Annotated in this window: 3 protein-coding genes; all 3 read right to left on the bottom strand. The window is 72.5% G+C overall.

Features of this window, described 5'->3' with window-relative positions; genetic code table 11:
• Window positions 1-7: 7 nt before the first annotated feature.
• From ACIRB1_RS35845 to ACIRB1_RS35835, 3 genes are read right to left on the bottom strand one after another with little or no spacing between them, the layout of a single operon-like run.
• A complete protein-coding gene (locus tag ACIRB1_RS35845) occupies window positions 8-169 on the bottom strand; it encodes a hypothetical protein (protein ID WP_403468426.1) in 162 nt (53 codons plus the stop codon).
• A gap of 10 nt (window positions 170-179) precedes the next feature.
• Window positions 180-9,317 (bottom strand): amino acid adenylation domain-containing protein, encoded by a 9,138-nt coding sequence (locus ACIRB1_RS35840; RefSeq protein ID WP_403468425.1) that lies wholly within the window; start codon window positions 9,315-9,317, stop codon window positions 180-182.
• Entirely contained in the window at window positions 9,317-13,360 is a 4,044-nt protein-coding gene (locus tag ACIRB1_RS35835) for an amino acid adenylation domain-containing protein (RefSeq protein ID WP_403468424.1), read from the bottom strand. The genes ACIRB1_RS35840 and ACIRB1_RS35835 overlap by 1 nt, the downstream gene beginning before the upstream one ends.
• Window positions 13,361-13,367 lie beyond the last annotated feature (7 nt).

The following is a 13,367-nucleotide window of genomic DNA, read 5'->3' as shown; positions in this document are numbered from 1 at the left end:
CGGTTGCCTACGGGCCTCGGTCGAGGAGTTCGGACAGGACGAGACGGCCGCCGTGGATCGTGTCGTCGGCCCTGGAGAAGTCGGGGCGCTGTAGTCCGGTGACATCGGGCTCGGCGACCGCCGTACGCGACGAGGTCCGCTCGGGGAGACGGGTGTGGGCGTACTCCACGGTGACCTCCTCACCCTCTTCCGGCGGACTGGGGCAACGCGGTCCGCGCCCCCGCTGCGAGTACGTCGGCGATCGCCCGCACGTGGGGTTCCGCGACGAGTTCGTAGTGTGTGGCGTCGACGTGGTGAAGCCGGACGGGGCGAGGCAGATGAGGGTCCCAGGCATCGGGCACGGTCGGGTCCGGCCCCAACGCCCCGTCCTCTACGGCGCGTTCGGCGATCCATATCTCGGCGGGCGTCCGGTCGAGTCGCGGGAGCCGGTGCTCGGCCATGGCGGCGAGGTTGGTGCGGCAGCAGTGGGCGAGGCGCTCCGCGTAGGCGCGGCCGGACTCGGACAGCCGTCCGTCACCGCCGCCGTTGCCGCTCAGCTCACGGGCGAACACGGCGTCCACCTGCTGGTCGTCGTAGGCGGCGAGTCGTTGTCCGGAGCCGGGTGGCGGTGGATCGAGGAGGTGGACGCCTTCGACGGGTCGGCCCTCGGTCTCGGCCTGTGCCGCCATGGACAGGGCGGTCCAGGCGCCGAAGGACCAACCGGCAAGGCTCAGGCGGACGTCGGGGTCCGGGAAAGCGGCCCGGACGGCGTCCAGGTAGTGCGCGGCGCGGTCGGTGATCGAGCGGGCGGGCTGTGCCGGGTCGCGCAGCTTCGGGTCGGCGATGAGGCAGACGGTCAACTCGTCGGGCAGGGCCGCCACCAGGGGCCGGTAGGCCTGGATGTCGCCGCCGACGGGATGCACCAGGCACAGCACGTCCGGGCCGGCACCGCGCTGCCACACCTCGACGTCCACGACGGCGGACGCGCGTGTGCCGGTGTCGAGGTGGCCGAGGATCTCGTCGAGGCTCACCCGGTGGCTGAGCCGGGAGAGGTCGATGTCGGTGCCGAAGCGGCGTTTCACCTCGTCGATGAGTTCCAGGAGGGTGAGTGAGTCGGCGCCGAGGTCGTAGAGGGCGGCCTGCGGGTCGACGGTGTCCACGCCGAGGAGGTCGAGGAGGATCTCGGTGAGTTCGGCGGTGGGATCGGTGGGGACGGGCTGCGCGGACGGCTCCGAGTGCGCATCGGGCGCGGAGGGCGCCGAGGACACAGCTCGCTCGTCGGGTGCCTGTTCGTAGAAGTAGCAACTCTCCGACAGGGGTGTGGTGTTGACCATCAGGTGCGGCAACTGGAGATGCAGGGCCCGCTCGAAGACGGCCGCTCCGTCCTCGGGGGTGAGTGCCACCTTGAGGTGTTCCTGGTGGCGGGCGTCGGTGGTCAGGGCGTGCTGCGCCATGCCGACGTCCCGCCACGCGTCCCAACCGATGCTCATCCGGACGGTGGTGGCGTCGTCGCCAGAGGGAGCGTGGTGCGCGTAGGCGTCCAGGCAGGCGTTGGCCGCCGCGTAGTCGAACTGTCCGACGCCCCCGAACCGGGCCGCCATCGACGAGCAGTAGGCCGCGTAGTCCGGGTCGTGCTCGGCGATGAGCCGTTCGACGAGCAGGGCGGCGCGCAGCTTCACGACGGTGGCACGCCGTGCGGTGGCGGGGTCACGGCGGGCGAGGAGTCCCCCGGCGGCCGTTCCGGCGGCGTGGACGATGCCGGCGAGGCCGTCGAGGTGCGGGGCCAGCCGGTCGGCGACGGCGGTCAGGTCGTCCGTGGCGAGGTCGGCCGGGACCAGGGTGACGCGGTCCTGGTGCGGCCGTAGCGCGGGCGGTGTCTCGGTGCCTCGGGCGACCAGGACCACGCGGTTGCTGGGGTGTTCGAGGAGGCGGGCGGCGAGGGTGGCGCCGATGCCTCCGGTGCCGCCGAGCACCAGATGGGTGCCGGGTGCGGCCGAACGGACGGCGGCCGAGGGGGACTTGGGGACCTGGACCGATTGAAGGGTGCGCCGCCACCAGAAGCCGTCCCGCAGCGCGGTCGCCGGTTCGGTGGTCGTGTCGTCCAGGAGCAGGTCGGGGAGGTGTGCCGCCCAGTCGGCCGGGCGGGGTCCGGGCAGGTCGATCCAGCGCAGCGTCACGCCGAGTTCCTGCCGGGGCACTTCGAGGGCGGCGGCGAGCAGGCCCGCCTCGGGGGTGTGTACGGAACCGGTGACCGGCTGTGCGCCGTGGGACAGCAGCCAGGCGCGGGGCCTTACGGCGTCGGGGACGTCGGCCAGCGCGCGGGCGAGCGCGGCGACCGTGTCCAGGCAGGCGAACTGAGCTGCCTCCAGGGCGTGTTCGTCGAGGCTGCCGTCGAGAACGAGCGGCAGTGCGTGCAGCCAGTCGACGCCGGGTCCGGTTTCCCGGGTGAACTGCTCCAGCAGCGCCGCGAGTTGCCCGGAGTCGGCGGGATCGGCCTCGTAGCGGTCCTCGTCGAGACGAGTGAACGTCTCCCCGGCTCGCACGGTCACGACGCGGGCGTAGTGCCGTTCCAGGAACCGCCACGAGGTGTCGCCCATGTCCGCCGGTGCGACCACCACGGCGGTGCGCCGCGGCTCGTGCGTTCCGATACGGGCCCGCCGCAGGCGCGTCCACTGCGGCTGGTGCAGCCACTGGTCGGCGGGCAACCGCCGCGGCCCGACCGGCGGTTCGGGCTCGTCGGCCGGGGCCGCGATGGGCTGGCGCGGGAAGTCGTACTCCGCCGTCTCGAAGGCGGGTGGCGGAAAGTCCCAGGGTGCGGAGGCGGGGCCTTCGGGCCGGACGAGGGTGTGCCCGGACGTCCAGGCCTCGGCTCGGTCGTACGCGTCCCCGGCCTTCGCTGGCCCGGTCTGCGGCTGTGTGGCCACGACTTCCGGCGCTTCGAGCCACGCGACGGCGGAGGTGACGTCCGGGCAGACCGCCGCCGCCCGGTGCGCGAGCGCGGGCCGTCCAGCCTGGAGATGGCGCAGGACCTGCGGATAGGTCTCGGGGTGCGCCTTCAGGTAGGCGGCGATACGGCGGCCGTCCGCGCGTACGGCGGCCTCGGAGCCGGCGGACAGCACCAGGCACGGGACCAACTCGTCCACGTGGTCGGCGACTTGCTCGGCGTCCTCGTTCTCCAGCAGAAGATGGGCGTTGGTCCCGCCGATGCCGAAGCTGCTGACGGCGGCCACGCGGGGACGGTCCCGCGGCCAGGGTTCGGCCGTGACCGGGATACGGAAGGGGCCGTCGTCGATCTCCGGGTTGAGCCGGTCGAAGTCCGCCGTGGGCGGGACGATTCCGTGGTGCACGGCGAGCACGGCGCGGACCATGCCGACGACGCCCGCGGCGGCGCCCAGATGTCCGATCTGGCTCTTCACCGAGGACAGCGCCACGCGTGAGTCGTCGGTCAGGCCGTACGCCTGGCGCAGTGCGGCCGTCTCCACCGGGTCGCCGAGGCGGGTGCCGGTGCCGTGGGCCTCCACATAGCCGATGTCGGCGCCGGTGCGGCCGCTGCGGTGGAGGGCGGTGCGGAGCGCGGCGCGTTGTCCGGCGAGGGCTGGGGCGCTGTAACTGAGCTTGTCCGAACCGTCGTTGTTGATGCCCGAGCCGGTGATGACGGCGTAGACGGTGTCCCCGTCCCGGCGGGCGGCGGAGAGTGGCTTGAGGACCACGACGCCCGTTCCACTGGCCCCGACGGTGCCTGCGGCGTCCGCGCTGAAGGGCCGGCAGTGGCCGTCCGGCGAGAAGATGTGCTGAGGCCGGTAGGTGTAGCCGTCGGTCAGGTCGGTGTCGACGAGGACACCGCCGACGAGCATCACATCGGCGTCTCCCTGCCGGAGCAGCCCGGCGGCGACATGCACGCCGACGAGCGAACTGGAGCACGCGGACTGCACGGTGAACGCGGGTCCTGTCAGGCCGAGATGGTAGGCGGCCTTGGTGGCGAGGAAGTCCTTCTCGTGGTGCAGGGCGAGCCGGAAGGTGTCGGGCAGGGCGGTCCGGTCGGCCTCGCGCAGCATGTTCTGGAAGTAGGTGTTCTCCCCGCAGGCGGCCAGCAGTCCCACGCGGTCGGCCGACGGGTCTCCGATGCCGGCGTGGGCGAGTGCCTCGACGCAGTTCATCAGGAGCTGCCGCTGCTGGGGGTCCATGAGCCGGGCCTCGTGCGGGCTGATGGTGAAGCGGCCGGGATCGAAGTCGAGCATCCCCGCCAACTGGCTGCGGGCGCCGACCCGTTCGTCGGAGGTCGGGAAGTGCTCGATGCCCCGTCGGCCGGAGACGACCAGATCCCAGAAGGCGGCCAGGTCGGGGGCGCCGGGCAGCCGTACGGCCATCCCGACGACGGCGATGGGCTCGTCGGCCCGCTCCCCCGCCGGTAGGTGGGCGATCACGGCGGTCGCGCGCGGGCCCGCCGTCGTGCGTTCCTCGATGAGGCGGGCCAGGGCGCGGAGGCTGACGTGCTCGAACAACTCCGGCACGGTGAAGGCCAGTTCGCCTTCGCCGGCGCAGCGGAGCTGGAAGCGCATCAGGTCCAGGCTGGTGGCGCCCGCGTCGAAGTACCGCTGGTCCACGCCGATCGTCTTGCCGGTCACCGTCTCGAACAGCGCGGCCAGTCGCCCTTCGAGCGGTGTCAGGGGCGGGGCGGTCGCGCCGGCCGGGCGCAGTTCGCGGCCCTGGGCGGTGAGGGCCGCCTGGCGGTCCAGCTTGCCGCTGGGTGTGCGGGGCAGTTCGGTCAGGCGGCGGAAGCGGCCGATGCGCACATAGGCCGGCAGCAGTCGGGCCAGATGATCCGTGAGATCCGCCAGGTCGGGGTCGTCGCCCCGGCATTGCAGACACGCCACCAGCCGGCCGTCCTGCACCGCCGCGACCGCGTGGGTCACCCCTGGGTACAGCAGCAGCGCGGCCTCGACCTGTCCCAACTCCAGCCGGTGACCGCCGAGTTTGACCTGACTGTCGTCACGGCCCGCGTAGTGCAGCAGGCCCTGTGCGTCGAAGCGGGCCAGGTCGCCGGTGCGGTAGAAGGTGCCGAGGTCGGGGTCGTCGGTGAAGCGGTCGGCGTGCGGTGCGCTGTCGCCGACGTAGCAGCGGTGGGCCATGAGGCCGCCGATCCGCAGCTCGCCGGTGACACCGGGCGGGACCGGGTGTCCGCCTTCGTCGACGACGCGCAGGATGGCGTTCGAGACCGGCCGTCCGATCGCGGGGCGCAACGGCCAGGCGGCCGGATCGCCTCCGAGGCAGAGGCTGCTGACGACGTGCGTCTCGGTGGGGCCGTAGTGGTTGAACAGGCGGGCGTCCGGCAGGCCGTCGAACCAGCGGCGGATCGCGTCGGTGCACACCAACTGCTCGCCCGCCGTGATGACTTCACGCAGCCGGGACGGGAACTGCCCGGTGCGCACTCCGTGTTCGGCGAGGAGTTGCAGGGCGACGTACGGCAGGAAGATCCGCTCGACTCCCCCGGTCTCCAACTCCCTGAGCAGGGTGGGGACATCGTGCCGCCAGGCGGGTTGCACCAGGCGCAGGAGGCCGCCGGAGCAGAGGGTGGTGAAGATCTCCTGGAAGGAGACGTCGAAGGACAGCATGGAGAACTGCTGGGTGACGGCGGGCCCGGCCAGGCCGCCGTCGGTGCGCTGCCAAGTCAGCAGGTTGCACAGGGTCAGGTCGGAGACCTGGACGCCTTTGGGCGTGCCGGTGGAGCCGGACGTGAACAGGGTGTAGAGCGGGCGGAGGCCCTGGTGCGTGCGGAGTCGGGGTGCTGTGGCGGTGGGGCTGTCGGCGAGGGTGAGGAGATGCCGGGGCAGGGACGCGGGCGCGATCGCGTCGAGGATGTCTTCGTCCTCGGGTGCGACGAGCACGCACAGGGGGTCCGCCTGGTCGAGGACGTGCCGCAGCAGGTGCGGCGGGTAGGCCGGGTCGAGCGGTACGACGGTGAGGTTGAGGCGGGCAGCCGCCAGGAGCGCCACGATGTGTTCGGCGGAGGGCTGGAGGTAGAGCGCCACGGCCGCCGGGGTGGCGGGGTCCGCCGGGAGGCGGGGGGCGAGTGCGGTCGCCAACTGGGCTGCCTGGGCGTCGAGTTCGGCGTAGGTGAGGGTGGATTCGCCGGTGGTGACGGCCGGGGCGTGTGGGGTGTCGGCGGCCTGTCGGGCGAAGGCGTCGGCGACGGTGGTGAAGTCCGGTGTGCGCGTGGGGCCTCGGCCGTGGTCGGGCAGGGTGCGGCGGTAGTCGGCGACGAGTTCGTGCAGGGTGATGTCGGCGTCACCGGTCAGGTGGTCGAGGGTCTGGCGGAAGAGAAGGGTCGCGGCCTGGGCGCGTTCGGCGCCGATGTCGTCGCGGTACTCCCACCGGCAGTCGAACCCGCCCTCGTGTTCCACGACCGACAGCGTGAGCGCGCACTTGGCACCCAACGGCTCGGGCCACACCGGCCGCACCTCACAGCCGTCCAGGCGCAGTGCCGAGAAGTCGGTGTTCTCCAGGACGAAGAGGTAGTCGAACAAGGGGGTCCGCTCGCGGAAGGCGCCGTCCGCGAGGACGTCGGCGAGGGCGACCTCCTGGTCCTGGAGCACGGCGTGAACGGCATCGGCGTGGACGGCGAGTTGTGCGCCCAGGGAGCGGTTCGGGTCCGTCGGAAGGTCCAGGAGCACGGTGTTGGCGAACATGCCGACCGTGTCCGCGAATTCGGGCCGGGGCCGGTTCACCACCGGTGTGGCGACCAGCGGACGGCCTTGTCCGGTCACGCCGTACAGGCTGGCGGCGAACGCGGACACCAGCAACTGGAAGCGGGTCAGGCCGAGTTGTGCGGCGCGTCGGTCCAGTGCGCCGCGCCGGACCAGGTCGAGCGAGGTGCGCAGTAGGCGGGCCCGTGGCACGAGGGGGGCCGGCAGTGCAGGGGACGGTTCGCCGTCGCGACCGTAGTGCGAGCGCAGGCGTGCGCGGCGGCCCTCGTAGCCGGGGCTCGTGTGCCATGTGCGTTGCCAGCGGGCGAAGTCGAGGGGGGTGAGCGCGGGTGACGGCTGGGTTCCGGCGGCGGCGCGGGCGTCGGTCAGGTCGTGGAGGAGGAGGTTGAGGGACCAGCCGTCCACCGCGACGTGGTGGAGGTGCAGGAGCAGGAGTCCGCCGTCGGGCTGTGTCACCCAGGCGGCCCGCAGCATCCGCGCGTCGCCGAGGTCGAAGCGGTGCGCGAAGAAGCGGTCGGCGGTGTCCTGCCACTCCTCCCCCGGGCGGCCTTCGAGGTGTTGCCACGGGTCGTAGGGATCGCCGACCTGCTGGACCAGCCCCTCAGGGGTGGGGACCAGCCGGGTGCGCAGGGCCACATGCCGTTCCACCATGGCGCGCACCGCGCGGTGCAGGCCGGCCGTGTCGACGCTGCCCCGGACGCGGAAGGCGAGCGGCACGTCGTAGGCGCGGTCCTCGGGATTCCGCTGATGGAGCAGCCAGAGGCGTTCCTGCTCGCCGGTGGCCGGAGCCGACGGCTCACCGGAGGGGCCGGGCACGGGCGGGTGTTCGCCCACGCCCGCCCCAGGGGCGTGTACGGCGTCGGCGAGGGCGGCGAAGTCGGCCCGCAGGACGAGGTCGTGCGGGAGGTCGACGGCGAAGCGGCTGAGGATCTCGAAGCGGAAGCGCAGCGCCTTGAGGGAGTCACCACCACTCGCGGCCCAACGGTCGCCGGGGCGCAGGCCGTTGACGGCGAGGATGTCCTCCGCGACGGCCAGTACGCGCCGTTGCTCGGCGCTGACGGGCGCGTCGTCCTCGGGCGTGCCGCGCCACGGGGCACCGGCGTCGCGCAGGAGGGCCGCCCGGTCGACCTTGCCGTTGGCGTTGCGCGGCAACTCGGGGACGAGGTACGTGTGGTGGGGCCGCATGTACGAGGGCAGGGCGGCGGCGAGGTGGCGGTCGTAGGCGTCGTAGGAGAGGTCGTCGTCCGGGACGAGGAAGGCGAGCAGTTCGCTGCGGTCCGACGTGTCGCGGCGGGTGCAGACGTAGGCCTGGCGGACGGCGGGTTGGGCCAGGATCTGGCGCTCCACCTCGCCGGGTTCGATGCGGAAGCCGCGCACCTTGACCTGCCGGTCGGCCCGGCCGACGTAGGTGATCCGGCCTTCCGTGTCCTGGCGGACGAGGTCGCCGGTGCGGTACCAGCGCTGTTCGCCGCCGCTCTCCTCCCGCAGGCGTACGAAGCTGCGCCCTGTCTGTTCCGGGAGGTTGCGGTAGCCGCGGGCCAACGCCGGTCCGGACAGCAGGAGTTCGGCGACCTCGCCGGGCTCGGCGGTGCGGTCGTCCTCGGTGCGCAGGAGGGTGCCGGTGCCGGGGAGCGGGGTGCCGATGGGGATGGTGTCGCCGTCGACGTCGCGTGGGATGGGGCCGCAGAGCGCGAAGGTCGTCGCTTCCGTCGGGCCGTACACGTTGTGCAGGACGGTGGGGGCGGCGGGGTTGGTCGCGTACCAGCGGCGGATGATGCGGGCGTTGAGCTGTTCACCGCCGACGAGGACCTGTCCGATGGTGGCGAAGCAGTCGGGTACCTGCTCGACGACCGCGTTGAACAAGGCCGTTGTGATGAACAGCGTGTCGACGCGGCGCTCGGTGAGCGCTTCGGCGAGCCGGTGCGCGCTGTGGGCCTGGGTGTCGTCGAGCACGACGCAGACGCTGCCGGTCAGGAGCGGGACCCACACCTCGAAACTGAGCGCGTCGAAGGCGGGGTTGGCCAGGCAGGCCATGCGGGCGCCGGGCCGCAGGTCCAGGTATCCGGGGCGGGCCAGGCGCAGTATTCCGTCGTCGGTGACCTCGACGCCTTTGGGGTGTCCCGTGCTGCCGGAGGTGTAGAAGACGAAGGCCGTGGCGGTGTCGCCGGGGTGCACCGGCGGTACAGCGGGCAGGTCGGTGTCGTCAGCGCCGAGGAGCAGGTGGGAGTCCAACGCGGTGATGCGGCCCGGCAGTTGGGATGTTTGCCCTCGCTCGTGCACGACGGCGACGGCTCCCGAGTCGTCGAGGATGTGACGCTGCCGGTCGGGCGGGCTGAGCCGGTCGAGGGGGACGACGGTGGCTCCGGCGCGGCGGATGCCGAGCATGACGCAGATCAGCTGCCAGGAGCGGGGCAGGTGTACGGCGACCGCGTGACCGGGGCGAACTCCGGCCTCGTGCAGCCGGGTTGCCACTCGGCCGCTGAGCTGTTCGAGTTCCGCGTGGTCGAGGGTCCGGTTGCCGTCCTCGACGGCGACGGCGGAGGGGGTGCGGCGGGCCTGGGCCAGCACGGCCTCGGCGAGGGAGGCGGATCGCGAAGGGGCCGGGGAGATGCCGGAGGCGGGGCGGAGGTCCATCACGCCTCCCGTATGGAGAGGGTCGACTGCGCTTCGTGGTGGGCCAGTTCGGCGGCGAGCAGCGTGGCGACCTGGGCCGCTCCGGCGCCTTCCAGGATCTCCCAGTGGTCGCACTCCATCGTCTCGACGCGGTACTCGCCCTCGGCGCGGCGCCGCCAGAACGCGCGGACCTCGCCGTGGAAGGGCGTGTCGTCGCCGTCCGGGACGGCCTGGGCGAGGATCAGCCGGGCCAAGGAGGGCGCCGGGAGGTGTTCGCGGGCGGTGAGGCGGTTGTGGTTGTAGAGGTGGAAGTAGCGGTCGACCTGGGCGTCGTCGATGCCGGGGTACATCCCGTTGAACCTCACGAGTTTGTCGCGGAACTCGGCCGCGTCGACGGCGCCGATCTCCGCGCGGGCGGATGCGTCGTCGGTGGCCTGGGTGTCGAGGAGGACGACGCTGACGGCCCGGTGTCCGGCGCCCGCCAGCAGGCGTCCCATCTCGTGGGCGACGAGCCCGCCGTAGGACAGGCCGGTCAGGACCAGGGGTTCGTCGCCGAGCGGTTCGATGAGGCGGAGGTACTCCTCGGCCATGGCTTCGACGCTGGGCAGGAGGTCCTCGTCGGGGTTCACGCCCGGGGACTGGATGCCGTACAGGGCGACGGTGTCGGGCAGGAGGGTGGCCAGGGGCAGGTAGCAGAAGGCGGTGCCGCCCGCGGGGTGGACGCAGACCACGCGCGGGCCGCTGCCGTGGCGGAACTCGATGAGGCTGCCGGGGGCGGGGGCGGTGCGGTCCTCGCGGAGCAGGGCGGCCAGGGTCTCGATAGTGGGGCGGGTCATCACCTCGCCCACCGGGAGGCGGCGGCCGAAGGTCTCGGTGACAGCGTGGGCCATCTTGATGGCCGAGAGTGAAGTGCCGCCGATGTCGAAGAAGTTGTCGCTGACGCCGATGTCGGGGTGGAGCAGGATCTGCTGCCATATCCGGTACAGGCCGTGTTCGATGTGGTCGCGCGGGGCGGCCGTGTTGACCTGGGTGGAGGTCGACTCCTGGGCCAGGCGCAGGAGTTGGGGCCGGTCGAGTTTTCCGCTGCGGTTGAGCGGCAGGGTGTCGAGGTCGAGGAAGGCGGCGGGGATCATGTAGTCGGGCAGTCGGCGGGCGAGGGCGGTGCGCCAGTCGTGGGCGGTGCGGGTCGGCGCGGTGCCCCGGCCGATGCCGGCGATCAGGCGGGGCTGGCCCGTCGCGTCCCGGTCGACGAGGACGGCGGCCTCACGGACGCCGGGCAGGGACATGAGCGCGGCCTCGACCTCCGCGGGTTCGATGCGGAAGCCGCGGAGTTTGACCTGGTCGTCGGCGCGCCCCAGGTAGTGGGTCTGGCCGTCGGGCAGGCGCCGGGCGAGGTCTCCGGTGCGGTAGATCCGTTCGCCGGGCATGAACGGGTCGGCCAGGAACCGTTCCTTGGTGAGGTCGGGGCGGCCCAGATAGCCGCGGGCCAGCGAGGCCCCGCCGAGGTACACCTCCCCCGCCACGCCGGGCGGGACGGGTTCCATGCGGCTGTCGAGGATGTACATACGGGTCCCGGGCAGCGGACGCCCGATGGGGCACGACCGCTCCAGCGGGCCGGGGTCGTAGTAGGCGGTGCTGTAGAGCGTCGCCTCGGTGGGGCCGTAGCCGAAGCAGATCCGCAGGCCCGGGAGGTGCTGTGTCATGCGGTGCAGCGCGGCTTCGGTGAGGGACTCGACTCCCGTGAGCAGCTTGCGCAGCGGCAGTCCGCGCAGTCGTACGGCCGGGTCCTCGTCGATCCACTTGACGTAGGCGGGCGGCAGGAACGCCTGGGTCACGGCGTGTCCACGCATCCACGCCAGTAACGCCTCGGGGTCGCCGCGCAACTCCTCGGGGACGATGTGCAGTTCACCGCCGGTGGTCAGCGGCAGCAGCAGTTCATGGATCGAGGCGTCGAACCCGATGCTGGACCAGGCCGAACCGACCTCGCCGGGGGCGGTGGCCATGCGGGCGTGCCAGCCGGCGAAGAGGTTGAGGACACTGCGGTGCTCGACCGCGACGCCCTTGGGCCGTCCCGTGGACCCGGAGGTGAAGATCACGTAGGCGAGCCGGTCCGGCGCGTGATCGACACCTGTGGGTGGCCCGTGCCGGGTCGCCCCTTCGGCTTCTACGGCGCTCAGGTCGAGCCATTGCGGTGGGCGGTCCGCGCTGTCGTGGTCGCTCAGGACGACGGGGCAGGCCGCGTCCTCGACCATCGTCGCGAGGCGCGCGGCGGGCTGGCCCGGGTCGAGCGGAAGGTAGACGGCGCCGGCCTTCAGGATGCCCAGGATGCCGACGGCCAGGTCGCGGGACCGCTTCGCGTGCAGGCCGACGACGTCACCGGGGCGGACGGAGCGGGCGGTGAGGGCGTGCGCGAGGTGGTTGGCCCGGCGGTCGAGAGTCGCGTAGTCGAGCGAGTCGTCGCGGTCGACCACGGCGGTGTGTGCGGGGCGCTCGCGGGCCTGGGTCTCGAAGAGTTCGACGAGTCCGGTCGCGGTGGGCGGGAAGGGACCGGAGGGCGTCGGCTGCGGGACGGCACCGTGGTGCGGGGTGCTCGCGTTCGGGGCGGCGCAGTCGTCGGGGGCGATCGGCTGCGTGGCGTCGCCGTCCAGCAGCACCCGTCCGCGTTCCTGCGGCGTCATCAACTCCAGCGCCCTGACGTCCCGTTCGGGATGCCGGGCCATGTCCGTGACCAGATGCCGAAGATGTGCGGCCCAGCGTTCGGCCGTGTCGTGATCGAGGAGCGCCGCCGCATAGTCGAGGTGCCCGGATATGCGGCCGTCGGACTCGGTCGCCGAGACGGCGAGGTCGAACTTGGCCGGGGCGTGGGCGATCGGCAGTGGCTGGGCGTCCACTCCGGGCAGGTGCAGCAGGTCCCGGCGTTCGGGCACCCAGGCCATCATGGTCTGGAAGAGGGGCGTACGGGAGGCGCTGCGGGGCGGGTTGACCAGTTCGACGATGCGCTCGAAGGGCAGGTCCTGGTGCGCGAGGGCCTCGCGGACGGCGGCGCGGGTGCGGGTGAGGGCCTCGGACACGGTGAGGGAGCCGGACAGATCGATGCGCAACGGGAGGGAGTTGACGAGGAAGCCGATGAGCCCGGCCGCTCCGGGGCCGCGCCGGTTGGCGAAGGGGCTGCCGACAACGATGTCTTCCTGTCCGGAGAGACGCGACAGGAGAATCACCCAGCCTGCCAGTACGGCGACGAAGGAGGTCGCCCCGTGCCGCCTGGCCAGGCCCCGGAGTGCGGTGGTGGTCTCGGCGTCGAGGCTGAACTCGGCCCGCCCGCCCGCGTAGTGCTGTTCCGTCGGCCGTGGGCGGTCGGTGGGCAGTTCCAGGACGGGCGGCGCGTCGTCCAGCGCGCGGAGCCAGTACTCCTCCTGGTCGGCGAGCGCACCGTCGAGGACGGCCTGCTCCCGGGTCTGCGTGTGGTCGGCGAACTGCACCGCGAGCGGGGGCAGCGGGTCCGGGGCGCCGACCGCGAACGCCCCGTAGAGCACGCCCAGTTCGTCCATCATGACGTTCATCGAGGCGCCGTCGTAGATGCTGTGATGGAACGTCAGCAAGAGTGCGTGGCGTTCGGGGCCGAGGATGAGAAGGCGTCCGCGGCCGAGTGGCCCGGTGTCGAGGTCGAACGGCCTTTGTTCCTCGTTGAGTTGGCGGGCCGCCACCCCCGCCTCGGGGTCGTCGTCGGTGGTGAGGTCCTCGACGGTCAGCGCGAATCCCCCGCCCGGTGGGTCGATGTGCTGGCGTACGTCCCCCTCCGCGGCCACCAGCCTTGTCCGCAGCGTCTCGTGACGGTCAGTCAGGGCGTCAAAGGCGCGGGACAGCAGCACGGCATCGAGCCGGCCGGTCAGGGAGAAGGCGATCGTCTCGTTGTACGCGGTGTTCGCGCCCGGGAGTTGGGCCAGGAACCACAGTCGCCGCTGGCCGAAGGAGGCGGGCCGGATGCGGGGCGCTCGCTCGGCGCCGCCCGTGGCCGTCCCGGTGGACGCGCGTGGAGTGGGGACAGGGTGGGGGGTGGTGTGCACCGGCGAT

The organism is Streptomyces sp. NPDC096013, from assembly GCF_044763565.1.
Lineage (GTDB): Bacteria > Actinomycetota > Actinomycetes > Streptomycetales > Streptomycetaceae > Streptomyces.
This window is presented reverse-complemented; position numbering and strand designations above follow the sequence as displayed.